Raw genomic sequence first — 25483 nt, 5'->3', positions numbered from 1 at the left:
GATAGCCCGCTGTACGTTTGCCGTTTCACTATTACGGCATTTAGGTGAACCAGAGGTCTTCAATGAAGAAGTGGATTGTGGGAAGTGTGGTTGCGCTATCCGTGCTGACAAGCGGATGCTCGTCTTTTCAAAAGGAACGCGACCTCGAACTATATCTAGTAGGTGCGGGATTAACCTATGCGGTTGGTAAGCATCTTTGTCGAACCAGTGATCATGAGGAAAAGTGTGGCGTTGGCGCAGCGGCCGCTTTCGTTATTTGGTATTAGTCATCTTGTTCCGGCTGAGAAGCCCATTCTTTTAGCCGAGAATTTTCCCGTAAGTGCGCTGCTAAAACATCCGCCCAATACGTCAGAGCCGCTTCATACTGGCCAGTGCACTCCCGTCGATCAAATACTGGCGCTGCGGTTTCTTCCGAGTCATAAGCTTTCATGACACACAACACTTGCATTAATCGGTACTCGTCTGCCTCAAATTCAGTTTTGAATCTCTGAGACTGTATTGATGGTGCAGCACGGTCAATCAATAAGAACTCTTCTGCGGCATCGAGCAAATAAGGCTGATCAACCACTGAACTTTCAAGAAGCATGACAGTCACCAATGCATCGATACGCTCTGCATCCCAGCCCACAATCTTTAATTCCAAATCAATGACCACTCCCCGAATAAGCTCACTCATCAAATAAAACTGCAAAGCCGCAGAGAGTATTGACTGCTGAACACCTTCTTGCTGAGGAAATCGCGCCTTCAGATCATCAAACGCACGATAGATATTCGAGAGGGGAACGACGACCAAACGGGCATCCGGATCATAGTAACCATATGGGCGTTCTGACACTTCTATGAACATCGCCTCTTGCAACGCAATCTCTTCAAAGACCAATTGTCGCAATGGCCGCTCAAAGTCGGCTCCCAAACGCTCAAACAGTTTTTCGTGATCGAGCGACATAGCTTGCTCGCTCCATCGAACAAGCGGCTCTTCTGCGACCGCCCCCTCTTGAGCAACCGTAACCTGCACAGTCCATAACAAGCCTGCTACGCCGCACAAAAGGCAGAGTACGATCTTTCTTGAGAGCTCATACACGCACAAATGCCCTCTACCCTTTCAATAGCCGTGCCGCATCCTTGGCAAAATAAGTCAAAATAGCATCGGCACCCGCTCGCTTGATACAAAGTAACGACTCAAGAATCACCTTGTCTTTGTCGAGCCAGCCGTTTTCAAACGCAGCGACGTGCATCGCATACTCACCACTGACCTGATAGACAAAAGTCGGTGCGCGTAATTCCGTTTTAACGCGCTGAACAATGTCTAAATAGGGCATGCCTGGTTTGACCATCACCATATCGGCGCCCTCTTGCAAATCCATTGCCGCTTCGTGAATCGCTTCATCGCTGTTTGCTGGATCCATCTGATACGACTTCTTATCAGCTTTACCGAGATTAGCGGCTGAACCGACGGCATCCCGAAAAGGGCCATAGTAAGCCGATGCATATTTCGCCGCATAGGAAAGAATCGCCGTTTCAGTAAAGCCTGCAACTTCAAGGCCCTGACGAATCGCCGAGATACGGCCATCCATCATGTCAGACGGCGCAACAATATCGGCACCAGCCTCAGCATGGGATAACGCCTGTTTTACCAATACGTCGACCGTAGCGTCATTCAGAACATACCCGTTTTTATCGATCAAACCATCCTGTCCATGGCTGGTAAACGGATCCAAGGCAACATCTGTAATCACCGCTAGTTCAGGAACCTCCGCTTTCAAGGCTCGCACCGCGCGTTGCGCCAATCCATCTGGATTGAATGCCTCTCGGGCATCATCTGACTTGGCTTCCAAAGGCGTGACCGGAAATAATGCAATAGCAGGGATACCTAGCTCGCGTAACTCCTTAGCTTCAGAGACGAGTAGATCAATACTCATTCTCTCGATCCCAGGCATTGAAGCCACATTTTCACGCACAGATTCACCCTCAATCACAAACATTGGGTAGATTAAATCGGCTGCATGCAAAGTATTCTCTGCCACCATTCGTCGCGTTGATTCTTGAAAACGCAGCCTGCGCAACCGTGTATTTGGAAATTGACGAGAAAGAGGGAAAACCAAAAAGACCTCCAGAGCCTATAAAAAGATTGTTGGATAAAGTTCGCGGAACTAAGATCCTAGCGTCTAGTCTTATAGTATGAATCATCCTCAATTAAAGAGCACCTTATGCCCCTTAAAAAGATACTGCTCGCGCTTGTTGTCATTACAGCAATCGCTGCTTTCTATGGCCTCGGTTTAGATCAGTACCTAAACTTAGAGAATTTCTTAGCACAACGTGATGCCATCCTTGAGTATCAAGCAGAGAATCCCTACCAATCGGCATTGTCATTTTTTGCCCTGTATATTGCGATAACTGCTTTTTCTTTACCTGCTGCAACACTCATCACCCTAGCAGCGGGGGCTATTTTTGGTCTATGGCAAGGCGTGCTTCTGGTTTCTTTCGCGAGCACGATTGGCGCCAGTCTTGCCTTTCTAATGGCACGCACCTTATTCAGAGACAGCGTGCAGGAGCGGTTCAAAAGCAGCTTCGAGAAAATAAACAGTGGCGTTGAGCGCGAGGGTGCATTTTATCTATTTGGACTTCGACTCGTTCCGATCTTCCCTTTTGTTGCCGTTAACCTGTTGATGGGTTTGACCAATATTCGCTTAAGCCAATATTTTTGGGTAAGCCAACTAGGCATGCTTCCTGGAACAATTGTCTATGTAAATGCCGGAACACAACTCGCAGAGCTAGATTCTCTAGCCGGTATCGCATCACCTGCAATGCTATTGTCATTTGCAGCACTCGGCATCTTCCCGATTATCGCAAAACGCGCACTGGAACGACTCAAAGCGCGGCGAGTCTACAAGGGATACTCCAAGCCGAAACAGTTCGATTCAAATCTAGTCGTGATCGGCGCAGGCTCCGCAGGTCTAGTGAGTGCTTATATTGCTGCGGCCACTAAAGCAAAGGTGGATCTCATCGAGCGCCACAAAATGGGTGGCGACTGCCTCAATACAGGTTGCGTGCCTAGCAAAGCGCTGATTCGATCCGCTAAAATCAAACATTACGCCGACACAGCCGCGCAATATGGTGTACAAATCGACAATGCTTCAGTTGACTTTCAGCAAGTAATGGAGCGAATCCAAGACGTCATTCAAAAGATTGAGCCTCACGATTCGGTTGAGCGATATACGGGTCTCGGTGTTAATTGTATTCAGGGTAGCGCCCAGATCATTGACCCATGGCATGTCAAAGTGGATGGCAAGACCATTGCGGCGAAAAATATCATCATTGCAACCGGCGCAAGGCCGGCCATGCCCGAGATATTGGGCCTTAACTCAGATCTTGCTTATAACTCCGATACCATCTGGAATTTACGCCAACCACCCAAAGCAATGATTGTCGTAGGAGAGGGGCCTATAGGGTGCGAGCTTGCGCAAAGCTTTCATCGGCTTGGTATCAACGTCACACTCGTCGGCCGAAATGACACGGTACTGCCGCGCGAAGACAGTGATATGGCGAGCCTAGTACAAAGCAAGATGCTGAGTGAAGGTATGAAATTGGAAATGGGCTTTGATGCCGTCGAGGCGAAGCCCCATCCCGAGGACCCAAGCAAACAACTTCTGGTGGCGAAATCGAAAAGTGAGCAAGTCATTGAACTGGAATTCGACTGTATATTATTTGCCGTAGGCCGGATTGCGAATACCAAAGGATTCGGGCTGGAGAACCTAGGCATCGAGAACAACGACAGAGGTACGCTGCAAGTCAATGAGTATCTGCAGACGAAGTTCCCTAACATATACGCCTGCGGTGACGTTGCTGGCCCGTACCAACTTACACACGCGGCTTCACATCAAGCCTGGTATGCGTCGGTCAACGCACTATTCGGCGGCCTTAAACGCTTTAAGGCGGACTATCGAGTCATCCCTTGGGCAACGTTTACCGATCCCGAAATTGCGCGAGTAGGCTTGAGTGAATTTGAAGCTCAAGAAGCAGGGATTGCATATGAAGTACACCGCTACGGCATTGACGATCTCGACCGCGCAATCGCAGACAACGTCGCTTATGGACAGATTAAAGTTCTAACGGTTCCAGGCAAGGATAAAGTGCTCGGCGCTTGCATCGTTGGGCACCATGCCGGTGATCTAATTACGGAATTTGTGACCGGTATGAAGCATGGCCTTGGGCTAAATAAATTGCTAGGCACCATTCATATCTACCCCACGTTAGCAGAGGCAAATAAATATCTGGCAGGGGAGTGGAAGCGCGCGAATGTGAGTGATCGAACGATGTCGTTGCTAGCCCGCTTCCATAAGTGGACTCGCAGCTAGCATGCGTATCTAGGTAATCTTGTAGATTTTAAATTAGCCAAGGACTGGCAACAATCCACCGAATGCAATGCCACCAGACATAATGAAGCAGCAAGCGCCAAATGCCTGTGATAAGCGCACGCGGGCTGCTTGTTTCTTGTCATGAAGCGTTCGGCACCAATGCTTGAACGCTGTCGGCTCTTTCAACCAATAACGCGCACTACCACCATCAACATCAAGCGTTTGCAAAGCAATGTTCTGATCCTGATCTCGCTTAAATCGGACGATCACGAATAAACAGGTCGCAACAACAAAAGAAGCAACAATAATATGCAAAGGACCAATGCCTGAATCAGGTACCAGTGCAGACAAAAACAAGCCGCCAATCAAGATTGCCAACATAGCACTCAACAAAAGAAATGTTCGACAGTTGCGCAATTCAGTGCGTCGAGATTTAGAGACGTGCAGTTTAATTTTATCACCGATGTGGAATCGATTTGCCGCCAGCTCATCAATGCACGTAAACACAATAGGGCCTTGTTCAGTTTTATATTCTAAAACGGGATAGTAACCACTTTTGGTCCCAGAACGAGCATTAGAAGGGAGAAACACGTGTTGGATAGATTTAACGGAAGCATTGACCTGATGCGTGCTTTTCAAAAAGCGTACATAGTCTCGCGTTAACAACAGGCCCGCGACAGCCATCGTACTTGCCATGGCAATATTGTAAAACTCAACCAGCATTCACTACTCACTACAATCAAAGAAGGTACAGCTCATTGAGACTTTTTAGTCTTTCTTATTTGAGCGCAATTTGTCTTTTGCTTTGTTAATACTACGTGTAGCTATTTAACTTTGTCGGCTTAGCTCACAGACGAAACGAGACCCAAGTCCCATTTCGAGTTTGGGGATTATGCGTACAAAAGACAGGCAATGCAAGCACAAATAACCCTACGGTGCAGGGATAGCAGGCATAAAAAAAGCGCGTTAGGAGGCGCGCTTACATGGGTACTACTTTAACTTATTGCTGGTCTGAAAAAACGATACTTCGCGGTCTCGCCTAGATAGGCGTTGAACCATAAGTCATATTCGGCTTTTTAGGAGGATCAGCTCGGACGTTGTCAGCAATCTTACTTACATTACCACCACGCTGCAGAAATTCAGCGACGTCAGAATTCAATTGCTGGCGAACGTTATTACGAATTGTGACCGGAGACTCGCTAGAACAAACAGCGAGCGGCCCATTGGCTTGCTGAGACATAATGACACCTTCATTTTTACCCGCACGGTAAATATTTAGTTGCAATAAATGATCGCCACATCTTTGTACGGCGTTTCGTTTTATTAATTAAGCCCCTCGATCTTTAAAGTCAGAGTTTGGTAGCACTCTTAATAGACTTTCTGCCAAGTTAAGCTTACAACCTAAATATAAAGCACATTCTAGCTTTTGCAAGGTAAATGCTTGTTTTTAATGCTTTAACATTAATTCATATGTTGTCAGACGTAGTGAAATGTAACCCAACTATTGATTTTAAGTGGTTTTTCGTAGCACCCCGAGCAGAGCGCTGAAACTGAGCTAAGGTTAGTTTATAGCGCATGAGAAATGGCTACGCGCTAACACCTCTCCAATGCCATTTCTCAAATCCCTAGTTGTTATAAAACTATTCGGGCTTCCTTTTGGAAGCCCTTTTTTTTGCACTTATTCCGTTTAGTCTTTTAAAGACAGATGACTGATATCGGGTGTCACGGGCACCTTTTCTTCTTTTTTCTCGCCCAAATCACTACCTGCTGGCGCAACACTAAGATTGTCTTGCATGACAAGCTCAGGCATCACTACCTCCTCTTTATGATCCGCAAGATCTACACCCGCCGGTTCCACGCTCAAATCAACATTCGCTAATAGCGCATCCACTTTTTCACCAGCAACATTAAGCCGCTCTGCGCTCTCTGGATCAACCGCCTGAGCGCGCATTGACGGAGCGCTCGTTGATTTCGGCTCGGGTTCTGATTGCCATGATTCCGGTCGCGGAGCCGATGTAAATTGCGCTCTTGGAGGTTCTTGAGCTTTGGGTGCGTTATCCGCGGCTGTCTGTACAGAAGTATTTGACGCGGAATTTGATTCGAGCTTGCAGACCGCACCCCGGGCTTTCAGAGCCGCTAAATACTTCTCACCTGTCGCAGAATCGAGTTTGGATTTAAGTACGACTCGCTGACCAGCGAACATTTTCTCTATTTGGGCGGGGCTTGCTTTGAAAAGCTGCCCAAGTTTTATTTTGCAATCGTCCAGTTCGGCGCCTGGCGCGAGCTCTCCGTAAAAGGCTAGCTCGTACTCCTCTGAAGACATACGCTCCTCCTTACTCACAGTGTCATTGGTTAATTCTAGTCGCTATTCGTCTCAAACCCTCATACAATTTCGACCGTCGGTTCCCCGACGCAAGCATCAGCTCTGCGCATTTAGTCTTTCGCGAAAAGTACTCAACTTCAGCAAATGTAGTAGGATCGAAAACCAAGCTCACTTAAATACGACCGACCCGATAATAAACATTCAAGGCTTCGATAATTTCTTCCGCAGCGGCAAAGTTCGAGCCCCAAAGACATGCCAACCGATTAAAGAGATCCACACAGCGGTCAATAACGCCAACCAGCACCGGAATGCATACGATAAGCGCTCAGCATAAGCATTGGGAACAATAATTGATTAAGCCCGCCTAACTTGAGATTAAACCACTATTTTTTCTTGGCACGAGGGTGAGTCGAATCGTAAACCTCCGCTAAATGTTGGAAATCTAAATGCGTGTAGACTTGCGTTGTCGAAATATCGGCATGACCCAGTAACTCTTGGACCGCTCGCAGATCTTGGCTTGCCTCGAGCATATGACTCGCAAAGCTGTGGCGAAGAGTATGCGGCGAAATTTTCCCCTCAAGCCCTTTATACTGAATCCACTTTTTCAACCGTGCCTGCACGGAACGCCGGCTAATACGTCGCCCTTGCTGGCTAACAAAGAGCGCGTTCTCTTGTGGCCGGGCATCCAAGCGAAACGCCAACCACTCCTGAATAGCCGACACCGCTTTATTACCCACAGGAAGCACACGTTGCTTGTTCCCTTTTCCCGTTACGCGCAGCTGCTGAGAATTCATATCTAAATGGGGAAGATCAATGCTGACCAGCTCCGATAAACGCAGTCCGGAAGAGTAGAATAACTCAAACATAGCGTGATCACGGATCTCGTGCCACTCACCATAATCGCCATCGAGCATGGTAGAAACTTCTTCAATACCAAGCGTTCTGGGGAGTCTGGTTCGTGCCTTTGGGCTTGGTACCCCGTCGCCAGGATTGTCTGCAAAGCCCTTATGCCTTTGCAGATAGCGGTAAAAGCTACGAATCGATGAAAGGTGCCGCTGGACGCTTTTTCCTGCCAAGCCCTCAAGCTTGAGCTCAGAAATATAAGCACGCACAGCTGCATGCGTCACTTTCGACCATTCATTAAACGAACAGCCCTCTAACCAAACTCGAAACCGGGCTAGATCACGGGCATAGTTGCTTAGGGTTTGACTGGAATAGTGCCGAACGCTGTGCAGGTATTCGATATATTGATCTACTAATTCCTGCACAAGACGCTCCGCGCGATATTAATCCAAAAGAGAGGGCACTTTCTCAGCGTGCAAAGCGCTCTTTGAGCGAGATAACAGTGCCGGGAGTAGTCGCGTAATGAAGTCACTAATGTAGGAGAGGAACAACGACCCCATTGAGGAATCAAAATGCGCTGGATCTTTACTTGCTATGCTAAAAACGCCATAAAGCGTGTCGTTTCGCAACGGGATGAGCGCGGCTGAACCGACCTCTTTTGCCTGCTGTTGAAACAAAAAATCGAGTTGCTTGTCCGTAAATCGACCACAAATGGCGCCCTGACTATCAACCACCGTGCCTAACTCATCGCGCGCAGTTTGCTCGCTGACGATGTGAAGGTTTGCTGCTGGATAATCATCCGGGTCACCGAACACGACCACCCGAGCGAAGTCGATTTTCTCGTCATCTTTGAAAGCAGCCTGGATAACATATTCAATCTCGTCCAGACTTTTGACATCCATCATATCGAGCAACAAGCGCTTACTTTTCTCGAAGTGCTTATCATTCTGCTGCGCGGCTTCGACAAGCTCATGTAACTGCGTGCGCAGTTCATCACGATGTTCACGAAAAACCTGTACCTGGCGCTCGCCAAGAGAGATTGCAGAGCCACTTTTATGTGGCAAACGCAGCTCATCCAGCAAGTATTCATGAGTAACAAAGAAGTCAGGATTGTCGCGCAAAAAGCTGACGACGGCGTCTTCGCTGAGAGGCTGTGTTTGGGTTTGATTGTTTACATCAGTCATTGTCTTTCACTTGTTCGTGTGCCGGTTATCGATATCAGATTCGAACCTGGCCTTTATATACAGTCACAGCAGGCCCAACCATAATTAAGTTGTGCCCTCGTCCTTGCCATTCAATATTTAGATTTCCACCCGGTAGCTTCACCTCAACCGGACTTTGTAATAAACCGCGCTCGATACCTGCAACAACAGCGGCACATGCGCCTGTTCCGCACGCAAGAGTCTCTCCTGAACCTCGCTCATACACTCTTAACTTAATAAAGCGCGCATGCACAACTTCCATAAAACCAATGTTCGCCTTGTTCGGAAAACGCGGGTGACTCTCTAGAACCGGCCCAAGCCGATCAACGTCTGCCGTCGCAACGTCATCAACAAGCAGAACACCATGAGGATTTCCCATGGAAACCGCTGATAACTCAACGGCTTCACCCTCTAAGTCTAGCTGATAGCTGGCATGCTGCTCATCTGAAACAAAGGGCACGGCGTCGGGCTCTAGAACAGGCTCCCCCATATCGACACGCACACGACCATCATCTTGAATAAAAAGTTCAATATCGGCATTCGATGTCTCAACGCGAACCACCGACTTATCCGTCAGTCCTTGCTCGCGGACGAACACCGCAAAACAGCGTGCGCCATTACCGCATTGCTCGACCTCTGAACCATCTGAATTGAAGATTCGGTATTTGAAATCCATGTCGGGCTTACTGGGCGGCTCAACGAGAAGCATTTGATCGAAACCAATACCCATCCGGCGATCTGCTAGTCGGCGAACCTGTTCGGGTCTGAAAAACGCATGCTGACTAATCATATCAACGACCATAAAGTCATTGCCTAGACCATGCATTTTTGTAAATTCAACGATCATGCGTCTTACTCTTCAAATGGGCGTTCAAGGCGAATTTGATCTTCAAACGTTTCTCGCTGGCGTGCTACAAAAACACGATCACCATCCACCACTAACTCAGACGCTCTATTGCGGGAGTTGTAATTGGAGCTCATCGCAAAACCATAGGCTCCAGCCGATCGAATCGCGAGCAAATCGCCTTCTTCGATATTCAGCTCTCGCTCTTTACCCAAAAAGTCGCCTGTCTCACAGATTGGACCAACGACATCATAACGCTTAGCCTGCCCTGCACCTCGAGGGACCACAGGCACAATCTCTTGCCACGCACTATACAAAGACGGTCGCATCAAATCATTCATGGCCGCATCAACAATCGCGAAGTTTTTCTCTTCGTTGTTTTTCAGATACTCAACACGCGTCAACAAGACACCGGCATTCGCCGCGATAGATCGACCCGGTTCCATAATGATGGTCAGATTACGGCCCTCAAGTTTCTTCAGCACTTCCGTCACATAGCTTTCTGGCGCAGGGGGCTGTTCATCTGCGTAGCGAACGCCAAGTCCGCCGCCGATATCAAGATGCTCTAGCTCAATCCCGGCCTCAGCCAGCTGATCAATCACCAGCAACACGCGTTCAAGAGCATCTAGAAATGGCTTTGTTTCCGTGAGCTGCGACCCAATATGACAGTCTATGCCGGTGACCCGGATTCCCTCCAGTTGCGCCGCTTTTTTGTATATCTCATAGGCGGAATCAATCGAGACACCAAACTTGTTGTCCTTCAGCCCCGTTGAAATATACGGGTGCGTATTTGCATCCACGTCCGGGTTGACCCGCAAAGAAACAGGCGCCTGCATATTCATTGCCATTGCAACATCATTCAGCTGATACAACTCTGACTCAGACTCGACGTTAAAACAGTGAACGCCGGCTTTGAGAGCCTCAGCCATTTCGTCCGCCTGCTTTCCTACACCAGAAAACACCACCTTCGACGGATCGCCACCTGCTGCGATTACTCGGCGCAACTCACCAATGGAGACGATATCGAAGCCTGAACCAAGCTTGGCTAAAATACTCAAAACCGCGAGATTAGAATTCGCTTTAATGGCATAACAAATGAGATGGGGATAGTCACCAAAGGAACGATCATATGCATGATAATGACGCTCTAGCGTTGCTCGGGAGTATACGTAAGTCGGTGTGCCATACTCCTCAGCGATATCACTGAGGGCGGCATCTTCTGCAAACAGTTGGCCCTGTTTTGAAACAAAATAATCCATAACCTAACGACCGCGCTTACGCGCAGCGTACCTTAATTTTCGAGTGATGGCTCCGATTGAGACTGCTCAGTCGACTCATCTGATGCTCGTTCATCGCTAGGCATATACAAGGCGCCTTTTTGCCCACATGCGCTCAATACGGTTATAAACAGTATTGCCAAAACAAGTCGCGCAGGAGAGAGCATAAACGAATTCCCAAATAGTCTATTGCGGATACCGAAGTTTGGGCTCGATTATAGCTTGTCACTGATGCAAAGACTAACGCTTAGATCCTTGCCATTAGGTAATCTGAAGGCCTTTGATACCGACTTCAAAATCAAGAAACACCTTTAGATAATCGAGCGTTCCAAAACCCTGCGCTTCGTTGCGGAGCATGCCTAACGGATCTGCAGGAAAACTCACATCAACCAGCTTCAAAGGAACTGACTCTTTGCTTCGCATTTTACGATAGAAATGATCCAGCGCAGAAAGCTGCTGCTCTCCATATTCGGCGACGCTAAAATCACGCCCCTGCAAGCTCAAGTCAAAATGCATGACATCTCCATCTATCACACCCATTGCATGCACAGCTTCGGTTTGCACTAAATCAATACGTTTGATGCGCTTTATTCGAAAATCGCCGTCAGAAGGCGTCATGGAGTAGAGAATAATACTCGGCATGCTGACAAATGCCTGTGCACTCACGCTAAGCTGCCTGCGCTCAACGACCGTCGATAGAAAGTTAAATATGGATGATTGAAAAACGACCTCCTCCTGTCGCGGAAGCAGGTATTCCAAAACACTTCCACGCTCGTCCAGCACGCATAAGTGAATCGCCTCTGCAGTGAATTGATAAAACACCTGCACCACCTCAGCTTCATCCTGCGCCAGAACAGCACGAAGCATCAAAGAAGATTCAAGCGCGTAACTATCCAATTTGATAGGCTGATAGCTTAGCTCTGTACGTTGCAATCGCTCCATAAGCATCTGACGATTCGCATGACGTTCAAAACGGAACTGCTCTTCTACGCGCTGAATGACATAGAACGCCTCACCAATTTCAAGCACATAACGCAAATCCTGCAACTCGCCTTCCACAAAGAAAAGTGCGCGCGCTTCGTAAAACAACGTTTTCACGCGGGTCTCGATAGCGGAAGAACGGAAAGCACTAAAACAACGCACAATTAGCTGTAATGCCTCGTCACCCTGTTCCAAACATAGCTGCAAATACGCCTGTAGATTTTGCATCAAGGTCTCGCCCACTTCATACCGTACAGCTGATATCTCACCCCAACTATTCAGCACAACCTGATCAATAGTGGACACAAGATTGAGCCGCTCGGAGCTGTAGCTCAGCGAATCGGTTCGATCGCTAATTCGACGCATCAGCTCGTCTTCGTCCTCCCCAGCCTGCGCACCAAGATTTACTAAAAGCAAAATATGCGAAACCTTGGCCGAGGTCTCATAAGCACTTTGCGGGACATAAGGCAGTGGCAGCGGGTAAACTTGCTCTAAGGTGTCTAAAGCACTATGCACATCGCGAATAGTAACTGCGCGCGCTCCCGGAACCACACTCAGACGGGTTGATCTTGTAGCAATACCATTAAAGTACAGCCAAGCCAGCAGCTCTACGAGACTAGAACTTTTTCTGAGCGGCTGGCTATATGCTGCATCTGCACTGCTCGCAAGATTCTTGTACAACAGCCAAGCGTTGCTATCTGAGGAGAACTCCTGACTACTGCCATGGTGAATGGCTAAATTCTCTTCCCAAATATTGGGCGTAATACCGAGATTTACGATCTCAATTTTGCCCGCCTTACGCTGAAAAACCGCATAAAGCTTTCGACCAAGCAATGACATATCCTGCTGAGTGATAGAACTTTCTATCGCATTAGCTCTGGCATAACTTGTTAAAAAACGATACGCATTGGTCAGTTCTGACAACAAGGCCTGCCGCTCTTCGAGGACTTGCGTCACTTTCCAGTCATATCGCTCATCTAAATGCGCTAACTCTCCCTTACCCCAACCCCATTGCGCAACTTGCTGCTCCATAAACATCCGCTGCCAAGAAGCGACTCGCGGCTTAACGGCTCGCGAGAGCTTTTTATTCACCTTTAAATAAAAGCTCTTTCGCACCAACTCCAAGCGCTTTTCCTCCTGCTGCCTGCGCAAGTAACTCTCGAGTCGGCGGTATAGCATAAAGTACGGATCAAGTTCGCTAGGCTCTAGCTCGTCTTCGTAAACCGCCTGTTTGAACTCGACACTTAAACAGGGGTACTCGGGCAACTCGCGCGCATAGACCTCCGCCAATAATAGCTTCAGTGCTGACTTATAGGGAGACTCAAGGCTCTTATACAACTGCCACAGGCCGGCTCCAATAAGCTCGCTTTTGGGAATGGTATGAGTACTACCAAAATCTAAGACATCGGCTTCTTTTACAAAACGGTTGCCAAGCAATAATTGCGTAATTTCAGCGTAACTGCCTTCTGCATCTGGAGGAACAAGCCACCACAACGGGTAACGACCCGTCAAAAGAATCGCGGTGCGATAAAACTCATCCAGCAATAAAAAATGCTGTGCTGAACCACTACTTTCCTTGTCCATCGCGGGAGCAGCCTGGCCCTGTTTAAATCGCTCTGCGCACATTACAAACGTGTGCAGCTCCAACCCTTCCTTATTTGCCCAATCATCAATCTTGCGCGCTTTGGCTGCCAAGATCTGCTCTTGATCTGCGTTAAGAGAAGGGTCAACACACAACCATGCATCTACATCGCTCGCCTCGGAATGCGCTAAGGTACCCGAGCTGCCCATGATAAAAAGCGCCTGAATCTGAGCCTTGTGTCGACGGTCCTGTTTGTAGCGGAAAGTTCTGCTAAAGCCCGCTGCTATAGAGAGCACCACTTTGTCTGGTGCATACCCCGAAACACCCCGCGGAGCATCGCGCGAAACATAACCAGGCAGAAGAGGGTGATTGACTTGATACAAAAGAGGAATAAGACGAAGAATGTCCGCCTGCTTACTTGGCAGGCTTTCGTAGGTGCGATCAAGCCGGCGCTGATTTACAAGTAAAAAGCGATCACGTATTTGCCTCAACAGTTTTCTGTCGACGCCATCGGAGTAATCGGCTGTTATGATTCGCTTTTTAGTTAAGGACATGGCTGCGCTGATCAAATAGGCAAAGGGCTGCCATCACAGCAGCCAAATACACGGGTTTATTGCTTGATAAGCAAATCAAACAAGAACCGTTCCAAAACTAAGCAATACTCTCACGACAGCCCTATCGCTTATCAAGCTCCTCAAAAACTCGATCCGCCGCTGCAAGAACCTGAGCAGGCGCCGTGCCACCGATATGATCGCGAGCATTGACCGATCCTTCCAGCGTAAGCACATCAAACACGTCATCTTGGATGGTATCGCTAAATTGCTGCAATTCCGACAGTGACATTTCAGAAAGGTCTTTCGCTTCAGCAATTCCAAACGCAACCGCTTTACCAACGACCTCATGCGCATCTCGGAACGGCATGCCTTTAACGACAAGATAGTCAGCCAAGTCTGTCGCCGTTGAAAACCCCTTTAGTGCAGCGCTCCGCATGTTCTCAGACTTCACCTGCAAGGCCGGAACCATATCCGCATAAGCCCGCAAACACCCTTTAACGGTATCCAAAACATCAAACAAGGGCTCCTTGTCTTCCTGATTGTCCTTGTTATAAGCAAGCGGCTGCGACTTCATCAACATCAACAACGAAATCAAATGTCCTGTGACACGACCACTTTTACCACGAACCAATTCAGGTACATCGGGGTTTTTCTTCTGCGGCATAATCGAAGACCCTGTGCAGAAACGATCAGGGAGATCAATAAAATCAAACTGTGCAGAGGCCCATAAAATCAGCTCTTCTGAAGCGCGCGAAAGATGCATCAACAACAAGCTTGCGAAAGAACAAAATTCAATAGCGAAATCGCGATCACTTACTGAATCCAAACTGTTGTAGCTTGGACGATCAAAACCAAGCAGTTGCGCCGTCATTTCCCGATCTATGGGGTAGCTGGTTCCAGCGAGTGCAGCCGCACCCAGTGGCATGATATTTACCCGCTTGCGACAATCCATCAACCGCTCGTAATCACGCTGTAGCATTTCATTCCATGCAAGCACATGATGACCAAACGTTACCGGCTGCGCGGTTTGCAGGTGGGTAAAGCCAGGCATGATGGTCGCAGCTTCGCGCTTCGCCAAACCGGCGATGCCCTGCTGAAGACGCGTAAGTTCTGTGGCGATAAAATCGATCTCATCACGCAAATACAAACGTATGTCGGTTGCCACTTGATCATTACGCGAGCGACCTGTGTGCAATTTCTTACCCGTAATGCCAATCTTTTCGGTCAGCTTGGCTTCGACATTCATATGCACATCTTCAAGTGCGATAGACCACTCAAAATCACCAGATTCAATATCCGACCGCACTTCCTGCAAGCCCTGCACGATTTGGTCACGCTCTTCTTCGGTTAATACACCCACTTTTGCAAGCATGGTTGCGTGCGCAATCGAGCCCTGAATATCGTGAAAATACATACGCTGGTCGAACTGTACGGATGCGGTGAACTCTGCCACAAAGGCGTCAGTTGGTTCACTAAAACGACCACCCCAGGACTGGTTGGTCGAACTCGAATCATTGCTCATGCTGAATAACCCATCTACACTGAATAATTGTTCACTGCGACCGTCCAACAACGCGAACGGCCAGATTTAAGGCGGCGAAGTATAACATGAATCAAAAGGCACCTGCGCCTAATAGCAGACCATTCAACAAGAGTTTTATACCCAACCTCTGCGATCCGCAGAATTTGTTCATTGTCATATTGAGCGTACAGATTCTCGCCTTCGTGATTACGTTAATAAAGTCGCATGAGGTTTTGTTAAATTGGCAAATCTTGGGCTTTACATCGCTAACCTTGCATTGCATAGGCTTGAGCGCGAGCGCCACGCTTTGCCTGCTACGAAAATATATTGGCGAGCGCGGCATTATCACTCAAGCAGCCTTTGCGCTGAGTATCGTACTTATACTTTCTGCATTTTTTAGCTGGCTCGGCGCACGATTTCTGGCATATGAAAGCCCGCAAGGCGCTCTTTTCATCGCCAGAAACACCTTAATTGCGGCGCTCACCTGCGGCCTCTTTCTTCGTTATGCATACCTGGACTTTCTAGCTAAGCAGCGTGAAAAAGCGGAACTTAGCTCGCGCATCGAAGCTCTACAGTCCCGAATTCGCCCGCATTTTTTGTTTAACAGCATGAACAGCATCGCTAGCCTTATCAGCAGCAAGCCAGAACAAGCCGAGAACGCAGTGCTCGATTTATCAGAGCTGTTTCGCGCAACGCTGAACACAAAAAACAGCTATGTCACGATCCGAGAAGAACTTAAGCTCTGCGAAAAATACCTAAATATAGAAGGCTTACGCCTTGGAGAAAGACTCAAGCTCGAGTGGCAAATTGAAGATCAGGTACTGAATTTCCTGATCCCTCCACTTACACTCCAGCCATTGGTCGAAAATGCAATTTACCACGGCATACAGCCCATACCAGAGGGAGGCACAATTCGCTTCGAAGCGTATCTGAAACAAAAAACCATCTATCTTCTTATTTCTAATCCAGTTTCCAGTAAAGAGCAGACGCGTCATGGCAATCAAATTGCTCTTGGTAATATTGCTGACCGCCTCGCTGCGCTGTATTCCGATCAAGCCCTGATCAAAACCAGCAAACTGGACGATGTATTTACAACCACTCTGCGCCTGCCTGCGCGGACATCCAGATAATAGAACTCGCATGCATACTGAACTCACTGTACTCATTGCCGATGACGAAAGCCTAGCCAGAGATAGGCTCACTCGCATGATCGAAAGCATGGAGGGATTTCGTGTTATTGCTCAAGCAGAAAACGGTCGACATGCCATCGAGCTCTCACGAGAGCATCATCCAGATTTAGCATTACTCGATATTCGAATGCCGGATATTGATGGCATCGAAGCTGCGAGGGTCATCGCAGACCTTGAACCGCCACCAGCCATTATTTTTTGCACTGCATATGATGAATATGCCCTCAAAGCGTTTCAGGCAAACGCCGTCGGTTATTTGCTCAAACCAGTGAGAAACGAAGAACTCGCTCACGCCTTGAAGCAGGCGAAAAAGCTTAGCCTGGCCCATCTAAAAAGCCTAGATGAGTTACATCAAGAAGAGCAGAACGAAGAGTCTTTCATCGCGAACACCTGGAATGGCCAAGAACGACTTCCCCTGCAAGACATCCTTTTATTTAGAGCGGATCACAAATATCTTAGCGTTATACATAAAAACGGAGAAACACTAAGCAATCAAACGCTTAAAGAACTAGAACAGCAGTATGAAGATGTTTTCATCCGCACGCATCGCAGCACACTCGTTAACATACGACACATTAAGAAAATGTTGAAAAGCCCTGAAAGCGGCTACTATCTGGTTCTCAGCGAAGGACAGAAAATTGAAGTTAGTCGACGCCATGTGAGTAGCGTACGCGACGCATTTGAGAATAAATAGCGCCCTTAGAAGTCTATTTTTGAGTACTTTCGCGCAAATTTAACGCGGACTTAGCAAAGAACTAGACACCGTTCTCACTCTGCAGCCACTTGGAAAAGTAGTTCACAAAACAACCGCCCCGCTTTCGGTATGATTTCGTTCAATGAGTTGAATCGCGAGGTAATCATTCGTGGGAAAAACACCAAACAGTAAGCAAGCTTCAGGGATCGCAGCCCTGCTAGCAGTTCTTTTGAGCTTCTCGACAATCACTTTCGCAAACCCGCATATTCCTGCAAATGACGAGGACACTATTCTGGTTGACCAACAACCTTCTACAAAAATACCCTACAGTAAAATCGTTCGCGCCATGATCCACAAAGTATTCAATTTTGACAGCGAGCGCATCATGACATTTGGTGGAAAAGGCGAAGGTAAGATCGCGCGCAGCTTTTCCGACTACGTTGATCGCACCCGCACACGCTTCAAAGTGAAAGAAGACGAAGTTGAATTAGAGCTCAAGCTGAACTTTTAACCTCCCTCCAGCACATTCCTTAAAAACCTCGTTATAATGCCCCAAATTTCTTGTTGAGGGGCACCATGTCCAATACCACTCCTTCTAAAATACGTATCGCATCGCGTGAAAGCGCCCTAGCACTTTGGCAGAGCGAACACATCAAAGCCCAGCTTGAATCTCTGCATCCCGGTCTGGAAGTAGAAATTGTCGGGATGACCACCAAAGGTGACCAAATACTTGATGTCCCTCTTGCCAAAATTGGTGGCAAAGGGCTTTTCGTCAAAGAATTAGAGCAGTCCATGCTGGCAGGAAATACCGACATCGCCGTACACTCGATGAAAGATGTGCCAATGCACTTCCCAGAAGGGCTCGAACTCGCCGCCATCTGCAAACGAGAAAGTCCGTTCGACGCATTTGTAAGCAACCAATACGATTCCATTGACGCACTACCTGAAGGGTCCGTTGTTGGAACCTCTAGTTTAAGGAGGCAAAGCCAAATTGCTGCCCTTCGGCCAGACCTGCAGATTAAAGGCTTGCGCGGCAACGTCAACACGCGCCTCGGCAAACTTGATGCCGGAGAGTACGATGCCATCATTCTTGCCGACTCAGGTTTACGTCGACTTGGCTTTCACGATCGAATTAAACAAGTGCTGCCTGCTGAGCAGTCTTTACCCGCCGTAGGCCAAGGCGCGCTCGGGATTGAATGTAGAAGCAACGATACCGAAATAAAAAAATTGCTCGCACCGCTAATTGATGAAGAAACCAACCATTGTGTTTTGGCAGAACGAGCGATGAATACACGCCTTGAAGGCGGGTGCCAAGTACCCATTGCCGGCTTTGCTGAACTGAATGGCGATATACTCACTCTTCGAGGTTTGGTCGCCGCAATTGATGGCTCGAAAATTCTCACCGCAAAAAGTTCGATTTCGATCAAACAGAGTCAGCCAAAAGTGCTTGGTATCGATATCGCCGAGCAGCTCCTCGAGCAGGGAGCCGAAGCACTTCTTGAAGCTGCGTATCAATCATGATCAAAGCCATTCTCGAAGGGCACAAAGTACTTGTCTGCCGACCTGAACCGTCAGCCTCTGAGCTGTGCAAGGTATTGGAGTCAGTTGGCGCAGAGACCTACTCCCTGCCTTGTATTGAGGTGCGAACGCTTGCTCTGACACCTCAAGTCAAAAACATCATTTATGCCCTTGATCAATACGAAAAAGTGGTCGTGGTGAGCCAACATGCAGCAACACAGTTGATCCACTACGTGGATGAGCTGTGGCCCCAAGCGCCGGCTGATCAGAAGTGGTTCGGTATTGGCCGAAAAACCACCCAACTGCTTGCAGAAGCAGACCTCAGCGTCTCCATCCCGGATCAGGACTATAGCAGCGAAGGCCTGCTCGATACGCCTGAACTTAATCACGTCAAAGGCCAAAAGATTCTGATTGCGAAAGGCAAAGAGGGTCGAAGCAAGCTGGAGCAAGGCTTGAGGGATCGAGGGGCAAAAGTCACCACAATTGAATTATATGAGCGCGTTACACCAGAATACTCCGATCAAACGCTTCAAGAGAGTATCAGTGATTTTGGCGCGACCAGCATTGTCACTCTCAGCGCAGAAACCTTAGACAACCTCCATTCTCTCGCAAAATCTATTAGTGCAACCCCAACGGGGACTAGGCTTATCGTTCCGAGCGAGCGCGTAGCGAAGCATGCTCAAAGCTTGGGTTATCAAAAGACGCAGGTTTCTGAACAGCTCAGACCAATCGATATCATTAAAGCTCTGGCTCGGCCCGCTTAAATGAACAATTGCTAAGTGAAAAGCACTCACTTTAGGGCTAAGCTTTGGTTTAAAAGAACATAAAGCGCAGGTCTACAGTGAGCGAAGAAAAGCCAAGCACCACGGTAACGCAAGAAAAGCCAACACCCCAGCCGGCTCCTTCATCGCCGACGCAAACCAAACAAGCCAAAGCATCAACGGTCGAGAAGACATCTGAGCGCGGCGGAAGCGCGGGAATACTCGCGCTCTTGCTTATCGTCATCACAGCCATTGCCATCGGCGGCTATTTCGGAATGCAGCTGTGGCAAAAGCAAGACGCCGGCACCAATGCGATCAGAACGCTTACAGATCAGCTTGTGCATCAGAACCAAGCGCTTTCGAACCTTCAAAGTTCTGAACAGGCGCTGAATGAAAAGCTCATAAACCGTCAAACAGAGATCGATGCTCTGCTGCGACAACAACAAGTCAACATTGATAACTTTGTTTCACAGATTAACGCTATTAGAGGCAGCACTCGTAAAGACTGGCTTTTAGCACAAGCTGAATACCTGCTGCGCATCGCCAACCAACGTTTGGTCATCGAAAAAGATCCAAGCACGAGCGAAGCGCTGCTTGAAGCGGCAAATGATGTGCTTGCAGAAATCAATGATCCTGCACTCATGCCTGTGCGAATAAAAATCGCGGAAGAGCTCCTTCTTTTACGCAGCCAAGCACGCGGACAAATCGACACATTGTTGATGCGCCTAAACGCAGTCTCGAATCAGCTTGCCTCACTCAACTTGGATAAGAAAATAGTCTCATCTAAAACTAGCAACGCCACAACCACTCAGACGGCGCAAGCACCAGAACAATCGAATGAGCAAAACTGGTGGCAACGCTTAGTCACAAAACTTGAATCTGCGTTTAGTCGCGCCATTTCAATTCAACGCAGTGAAGAACCTCATTCGTTACCGCCTTCACCGGAATATTCTGCCTACCTTAAACAGAATTTGGCACTTCGAATCGAACAGGCAAAACTACTCTTAATGCGTCATCGCTTAGATGCGTTTTCGACACAGCTCGGTGGCAGCATCGAATGGGCTCGCAATAGCTTCCCTCAAAACGATGCCAGAATAGATGCGCTTCTCTCAGAGCTTTTGGCCATCAATGAGGCACGACCACACCAGGAAGATCTAGAGATCTCTGGCTCGTTAGAACTTCTAAGAAGCAAGATTGAACAGAAATATCGCGATCGTACACTGGATATGCGTGCGCCAGCCGATAAATCAAACAACGAGGACGCGACCGAATGAGACGCTTATTTTTCCTCATTGTCTGCGCCTTATTCGTCACAGCGTTGATCGTTAAAGGCATTCAATACGATACAGGCTATGTTCAAATTACCTATGGGCACTGGCTAATCGAAACAAACTTGTGGGTCTTGCTCGCTTTAATCATCATGGCCGCTTCCGGTCTCTATCTCATCTTTGGCTTACTCAGAAGTTTTAAGAAAAGCGCGGGCGGCGTCCTTCATTGGAATCGAATACGGCCTAAGAAAAAGGCAAACCAACAGAGTGAGTCAGGGTTATTGGCGTTTCTTGAAGGAGATTGGGACAGCGCACAAAAGCTACTTACGCAATCCGCGAAGCACGCGCGCATGCCCATCGTTAATTTACTGGCAGCAGCAAATGCGGCTCACCAGCAAGGCAACCACAAACAGTCTGCCGAGATTCTTAAGCGGGCGCACCAGTTATCTGGTGGCTCTGAGCTTGCCGCAAGCCTTACACAAGCTCGACTGCATATCGAGGTTGGTCGATTCGAGGCAGCGCTAGCGGTGCTTGTTCGCTTACAAAACAAATACCCCAAGCATCCCTATGTCGCCCAGCTGCTCGTTAAGGTCTACACGGAACTAGAAGACTGGGAACAACTCGTCCGGTGCTTTGAAGGTGAACAAAGTAAGCTTGTTCACCTGGATGAAGAGTTCGAACGCAGCATTTGGGCAAAGCTTTTTGCTAGCTACGCTAAGAAGTTTGAGGCGAGCCAAGAAAAGGCTGAGATCACCGAAACACTATCGGAGCTTTGGAAAAGAGTACCCGGCAAGTATCGTTTTGATGAACACGTAATTTATGCCTACACACGGGAACTTCTAGCGATTCGTGCGGATTACGAAGCGGAAGTTATTCTTCGCAAAGCGCTTGATAACAACTGGAGTGAGAATCTTGCGGACGCTTACGGGCGCACTCAAGGCAAAGATAGAACCGAGCAGCTATTACATGCAGAGAAATGGCTAAAGGAGCGTCCGAACAGCCCTAGGCTGCTGCTTGCACTTGGGCGCCTATCTCTTCGCTGTGAACTATGGGGCAAGGCGGCCGAGTATCTTGCCGCAAGCCAGAAACAACAGGCCTCGCTTGAAGCGGTTGCAGAACTCTATCGCTTGTTCACTCATTTAGGTAAACCCGAGAAAGAGACCGAAAACCTGCTCAACAATCTAATGAACCATATCCAACTACCAGAGTTACCACAGCCGCGCTTAACGCGAAGCAATCACTAGATTTGATCACGGCTGACATACTCAAGCACATCAGAATAAAAATGCTCTTGCGATAGGCCTGCCTGCTCAAGCGCATCAAGCGATGTATAAACCAATTTTGGTGAGCCGGCGGCAAATACGAGGCTATTGGACAAATCATCGTGACTACTCAAGATCGCATCCGCTAGCAAGCTATGATGTTCCGTACAGGTTGGATCAAGCGTTTCTGTAACTACACATTCAAAACGAAAATTTTCGTGCGTTTCCGCAAGGTTCTGCACGCTTTCTAGCGCATACAAATCGCTTTGCTTTCTCGCGGTCCAGTAGAGACTCAACTCTTGCTGAAAGCCGTTCGCTAAAAGATACTCGATGATGCTTTTCATCTGCGCAAATCCGGTTCCCGCAGCAAGTAATAACACTGCAGAGGAGGGGACACGATCAAGACAAGCCTTACCAAATGGCAGCTTCACACTGACCGACTTGTTGTCTTGAAGGAACTTCACAATCTCCAACGCTTTTTCTAGATGCGGATCCGCCTGAATATGCAGCTCAATCTCCCTAAGTCCCGGAGCGCTCGCAATAGAAAAGTACGCGTCTTCGTCTCGCTGAGGCAGATCAAGCGCTAAATATTGTCCAGCAAAAAAAGCCACCGGTTTACCCGCTGGCAATTCAAGAATCACTTGGTATACGTCACCCTGCAACACACTTACAGACTGTATCTGACAAATAATATTTTTCATTGGTAGTTCTTTGGGGCCATAGACCCCGTCCATCCTTAAAATTAGGTCAGACCTTGGTTTGGCATGACAAACAAATACGTCGTTGGGTGTTCCATCCTGAGATTGCTGAGCAACGAGGCCTGTAGGAGTAGACACAACGCCTAACTCAAGCTTTGCACGACAGATATGGCAAACCCCATTCCGACAACTAATGGGAAAACGCACTCCAGACTCTTGAGCGGCTTCGGCAATGCTTTGCTCTTCCGCGCAAGTGAACGTCAGACCTTTTGGCTCAATCGTGACAGAAAACGTCATTTCTTGATCGGAATTCCGAGTTTATCCCAAATATCATCTACACGCTGTTTTACAGCTGGGTCCATCTCAATGACGCGTCCCCATTCTCGATCTGTTTCCCCGGGCCACTTATGCGTTGCATCCATCCCCATCTTTGAACCAAGACCCGAAATAGGAGAAGCAAAATCAAGATAGTCGATAGGCGTACTTTCGACCAACGTCGTATCTCGAGCAGGATCCATACGGGTAGTAATGGCCCAGATCACATCTTCCCAGTTACGCGCATCGACATCATCATCGGTAACGATCACAAACTTGGTATACATGAACTGACGCAAAAAAGACCAAACCCCCATCATCACACGCTTCGCATGACCAGGGTATTGCTTTTTCATGGTCACGACCGCGAGCCGATATGAGCAGCCTTCAGGTGGCAAGTAAAAATCGACAATTTCTGGAAATTGCTTTTGTAAGATTGGAATAAAGACTTCGTTTAATGCAAGCCCTAGAATCGCCGGCTCATCTGGCGGACGGCCCGTATAGGTGCTGTGATAGATCGGATTTTTTCGATGCGTTATGCGCTCTACGGTAAATACCGGGAACTGATCAACCTCATTATAATACCCTGTGTGGTCACCAAAAGGCCCTTCAGGCGCCAGATCATCCGGATAGATAAACCCTTCAAGCACATACTCGGCACTGGCTGGTACAGTCAAATCGCTATGCATGGTTTTCACCGTTTCCGTTTTTCCACCACGCAACAAGCCTGCAAAAGCATACTCTGAAAGCGAGTCAGGAACAGGCGTAACGGCACCCAATATAGTTGCTGGATCAGCACCTAATGCTACGGCTACGGGAAATGGCTGGCCTGGATTTTTCTGTTGCCACGCTTGAAGATCGAGGGCGCCTCCTCGATGTGAAAGCCAACGCATGATGACACGATTTTTACCAATGACCTGCTGACGATAGATTCCCAAGTTCTGCCGCTCTTTCTCTGGATCAGGTCCCTTCGTTACCACTAAAGGCCAAGTAATCAACGGACCGGCATCGCCTGGCCAGCAGGTTTGAACGGGAATTCTACTCAGATCGACATCGGCTTTTTCGACCACCACTTCCTGACAGGGAGCATGGCGCAACACTTTGGGCCCCATGTTCATGACCTGTTTAAAGATAGGCAACTTCTGGAATGCGTCTTTAATCCCTTTTGGCGGATCTGGCTCCTTCAAAAAGGCCAGCAATTTGCCAACCTCTCGCAAAGCCGACACATTCTCCTGCCCCATCCCTAAAGCAACGCGGCGAGGCGTACCGAACAGGTTACCCAATACAGGCGTATCAAAGCCTTTTGGGTTCTCAAACAAGATTGCCGGGCCACCAGCCCTAAGAGTTCGGTCACATATCTCTGTCATCTCAAGGTGCGGATCAACTTCAGCTTTAACGCGAACGAGTTCGCCCTGCGCTTCAAGTTGCGATATAAAATCTCTAAGGTCTTTGTATTTCATGCTTCTCTTACGCCGCAAATGAAAAAGCCGACTATCGATAGCCGGCTTTTTATCAATCTTGAATGTCTTAGCGCTTCTTCATCGCCAAGAAGAACTCATCATTGGTCTTCGTATCTTTGAGTTTATCGATCAGGAATTCAGTGGCTGCAATGTCATCATCCATATTGTGAAGCAACTTGCGCAAAATCCAAACGCGTTGCAATTCATCTTCAGACATCAACAGATCTTCGCGACGCGTACCTGAACGACGGATGTTTATTGCAGGGTACGTGCGCTTCTCAGCGATCTTCCGATCAAGGTGCACTTCCATATTACCGGTGCCTTTGAACTCTTCATAGATCACTTCGTCCATCTTGGAGCCGGTATCGACAAGCGCGGTCGCAATAATCGTCAAACTACCGCCCTCTTCCACATTCCGCGCTGCACCAAAGAAACGCTTTGGACGCTCAAGTGCATGCGCATCGACACCACCGGTGAGCACCTTACCCGAGCTTGGAATAATCGTATTGTATGCGCGAGCAAGACGTGTAATCGAATCAAGAATAATGACAACATCCTGCTTATGCTCAACAAGTCGCTTGGCTTTCTCGATGACCATTTCTGCTACCTGAACATGGCGCGCAGGAGGTTCATCAAACGTACTCGCAACCACTTCGCCGCGAACAGATCGCTGCATCTCAGTTACTTCTTCAGGCCGCTCGTCAATCAGCAACACCATCAAATGACACTCAGGACTATTGCGCGCAATTGACTGCGCAATATTTTGCATCATTAGGGTTTTACCTGCCTTTGGCGGAGAAACAACCAAACCACGCTGGCCTTTACCGATAGGTG

At 48.2% G+C, this 25483-nt stretch carries 24 protein-coding genes; 9 read left to right on the top strand and 15 right to left on the bottom strand.

The window, feature by feature from the left end; translation table 11 throughout:
* The first annotated feature begins 62 nt into the window (after nucleotides 1–62).
* On the top strand, nucleotides 63–266 hold the full coding sequence (locus A3750_RS04545; protein ID WP_068453434.1) for a hypothetical protein: 204 nt from the start codon (nucleotides 63–65) through the stop codon (nucleotides 264–266).
* Here A3750_RS04545 and A3750_RS04540 read toward each other — a convergent pair.
* Together A3750_RS04540 and hemB are read right to left on the bottom strand one after the other, a co-directional pair.
* Entirely contained in the window at nucleotides 263–1081 is an 819-nt protein-coding gene (locus tag A3750_RS04540; protein WP_068453432.1) for a DUF4344 domain-containing metallopeptidase, read from the bottom strand. The two genes, A3750_RS04545 and A3750_RS04540, sit on opposite strands and share 4 nt — an antisense overlap.
* Before the next feature lie 13 nt (nucleotides 1082–1094).
* Nucleotides 1095–2102: a porphobilinogen synthase gene (gene hemB, locus A3750_RS04535; protein ID WP_068453431.1), complete on the bottom strand. Its 1008-nt coding sequence runs from the start codon at nucleotides 2100–2102 to the stop codon at nucleotides 1095–1097.
* A 105-nt stretch (nucleotides 2103–2207) separates the two neighbouring features.
* Between hemB and A3750_RS04530 the strand changes: the two genes are divergently transcribed.
* Nucleotides 2208–4355: an FAD-dependent oxidoreductase gene (locus A3750_RS04530; RefSeq protein ID WP_068465699.1), complete on the top strand. Its 2148-nt coding sequence runs from the start codon at nucleotides 2208–2210 to the stop codon at nucleotides 4353–4355.
* Between the two features lie 33 nt (nucleotides 4356–4388).
* On the opposite strand, the gene A3750_RS04525 is transcribed toward A3750_RS04530, so the two are convergent.
* From A3750_RS04525 to argH, 10 genes are all read right to left on the bottom strand, one after another.
* Nucleotides 4389–5078 (bottom strand): DUF3592 domain-containing protein, encoded by a 690-nt coding sequence (locus tag A3750_RS04525; protein WP_068453426.1) that lies wholly within the window; start codon nucleotides 5076–5078, stop codon nucleotides 4389–4391.
* Between the two features lie 316 nt (nucleotides 5079–5394).
* Nucleotides 5395–5595 carry a hypothetical protein gene (locus A3750_RS04520; RefSeq protein WP_068453440.1) on the bottom strand — a complete coding sequence of 67 codons (201 nt, stop codon included), beginning with the start codon at nucleotides 5593–5595 and terminating at the stop codon, nucleotides 5395–5397.
* A gap of 447 nt (nucleotides 5596–6042) precedes the next feature.
* The gene (locus A3750_RS04515; RefSeq protein WP_068465701.1) at nucleotides 6043–6678 is read right to left on the bottom strand and encodes a hypothetical protein; all 636 of its coding nucleotides are present in this window, start codon (nucleotides 6676–6678) and stop codon (nucleotides 6043–6045) included.
* A 383-nt stretch (nucleotides 6679–7061) separates the two neighbouring features.
* Complete coding sequence (xerC, locus tag A3750_RS04510) at nucleotides 7062–7946, bottom strand: tyrosine recombinase XerC (RefSeq protein WP_068453239.1); 885 nt, start codon at nucleotides 7944–7946, stop codon at nucleotides 7062–7064.
* An 18-nt stretch (nucleotides 7947–7964) separates the two neighbouring features.
* Nucleotides 7965–8705: a DUF484 family protein gene (locus tag A3750_RS04505; protein ID WP_068453237.1), complete on the bottom strand. Its 741-nt coding sequence runs from the start codon at nucleotides 8703–8705 to the stop codon at nucleotides 7965–7967.
* 34 nt (nucleotides 8706–8739) lie between these two features.
* Nucleotides 8740–9570: a diaminopimelate epimerase gene (gene dapF, locus A3750_RS04500; RefSeq protein WP_068453235.1), complete on the bottom strand. Its 831-nt coding sequence runs from the start codon at nucleotides 9568–9570 to the stop codon at nucleotides 8740–8742.
* A gap of 5 nt (nucleotides 9571–9575) precedes the next feature.
* Nucleotides 9576–10826, bottom strand: a complete 1251-nt coding sequence (gene lysA, locus A3750_RS04495) for a diaminopimelate decarboxylase (protein WP_068453233.1) — start codon at nucleotides 10824–10826, stop codon at nucleotides 9576–9578.
* Nucleotides 10827–10858: 32 nt separating this feature from the next.
* Entirely contained in the window at nucleotides 10859–11011 is a 153-nt protein-coding gene (locus A3750_RS24820) for a lipoprotein (protein ID WP_082863073.1), read from the bottom strand.
* Between the two features lie 94 nt (nucleotides 11012–11105).
* Nucleotides 11106–13961, bottom strand: a complete 2856-nt coding sequence (locus A3750_RS04490; RefSeq protein ID WP_068453231.1) for a class I adenylate cyclase — start codon at nucleotides 13959–13961, stop codon at nucleotides 11106–11108.
* A 121-nt stretch (nucleotides 13962–14082) separates the two neighbouring features.
* The gene (gene argH / locus A3750_RS04485; protein WP_068453241.1) at nucleotides 14083–15483 is read right to left on the bottom strand and encodes an argininosuccinate lyase; all 1401 of its coding nucleotides are present in this window, start codon (nucleotides 15481–15483) and stop codon (nucleotides 14083–14085) included.
* A gap of 86 nt (nucleotides 15484–15569) precedes the next feature.
* On the opposite strand from argH, the gene A3750_RS04480 reads away from it, so the two are divergent.
* From A3750_RS04480 to A3750_RS04450, 7 genes are all read left to right on the top strand, one after another.
* Entirely contained in the window at nucleotides 15570–16613 is a 1044-nt protein-coding gene (locus A3750_RS04480) for a sensor histidine kinase (protein WP_068453229.1), read from the top strand.
* A gap of 10 nt (nucleotides 16614–16623) precedes the next feature.
* Entirely contained in the window at nucleotides 16624–17367 is a 744-nt protein-coding gene (locus A3750_RS04475) for a LytTR family DNA-binding domain-containing protein (RefSeq protein WP_068453227.1), read from the top strand.
* 169 nt (nucleotides 17368–17536) lie between these two features.
* Nucleotides 17537–17878 carry a hypothetical protein gene (locus A3750_RS04470; RefSeq protein WP_068453225.1) on the top strand — a complete coding sequence of 114 codons (342 nt, stop codon included), beginning with the start codon at nucleotides 17537–17539 and terminating at the stop codon, nucleotides 17876–17878.
* Between the two features lie 65 nt (nucleotides 17879–17943).
* Nucleotides 17944–18888 (top strand): hydroxymethylbilane synthase, encoded by a 945-nt coding sequence (hemC, locus tag A3750_RS04465; protein ID WP_068453223.1) that lies wholly within the window; start codon nucleotides 17944–17946, stop codon nucleotides 18886–18888.
* Complete coding sequence (locus A3750_RS04460; protein ID WP_068456973.1) at nucleotides 18885–19649, top strand: uroporphyrinogen-III synthase; 765 nt, start codon at nucleotides 18885–18887, stop codon at nucleotides 19647–19649. Before hemC ends, A3750_RS04460 begins: the two co-directional genes overlap by 4 nt.
* A 77-nt stretch (nucleotides 19650–19726) precedes the next feature.
* The gene (locus A3750_RS04455; RefSeq protein WP_068465703.1) at nucleotides 19727–20920 is read left to right on the top strand and encodes a uroporphyrinogen-III C-methyltransferase; all 1194 of its coding nucleotides are present in this window, start codon (nucleotides 19727–19729) and stop codon (nucleotides 20918–20920) included.
* The gene (locus tag A3750_RS04450) at nucleotides 20917–22158 is read left to right on the top strand and encodes a heme biosynthesis HemY N-terminal domain-containing protein (protein ID WP_068456720.1); all 1242 of its coding nucleotides are present in this window, start codon (nucleotides 20917–20919) and stop codon (nucleotides 22156–22158) included. The genes A3750_RS04455 and A3750_RS04450 overlap by 4 nt, the downstream gene beginning before the upstream one ends.
* On the opposite strand, the gene A3750_RS04445 is transcribed toward A3750_RS04450, so the two are convergent.
* The 3 genes from A3750_RS04445 to rho form a co-directional block, all read right to left on the bottom strand.
* Nucleotides 22155–23171, bottom strand: a complete 1017-nt coding sequence (locus A3750_RS04445; RefSeq protein ID WP_068456717.1) for a 2Fe-2S iron-sulfur cluster-binding protein — start codon at nucleotides 23169–23171, stop codon at nucleotides 22155–22157. The genes A3750_RS04450 and A3750_RS04445 overlap by 4 nt on opposite strands.
* Entirely contained in the window at nucleotides 23168–24649 is a 1482-nt protein-coding gene (gene ubiD / locus A3750_RS04440) for a 4-hydroxy-3-polyprenylbenzoate decarboxylase (protein WP_068456714.1), read from the bottom strand. The genes A3750_RS04445 and ubiD overlap by 4 nt, the downstream gene beginning before the upstream one ends.
* Nucleotides 24650–24716: 67 nt before the next feature.
* Nucleotides 24717–25483, bottom strand: a 767-nt coding sequence (gene rho, locus A3750_RS04435; RefSeq protein ID WP_068548052.1) for a transcription termination factor Rho, incomplete at its 5' end; no start/stop codon positions are given.

This window comes from Oleiphilus sp. HI0079 (assembly GCF_001635105.1).
Note: the sequence above shows the minus strand (reverse complement) of the source record. Positions and strands in the feature narration are given on the sequence as shown.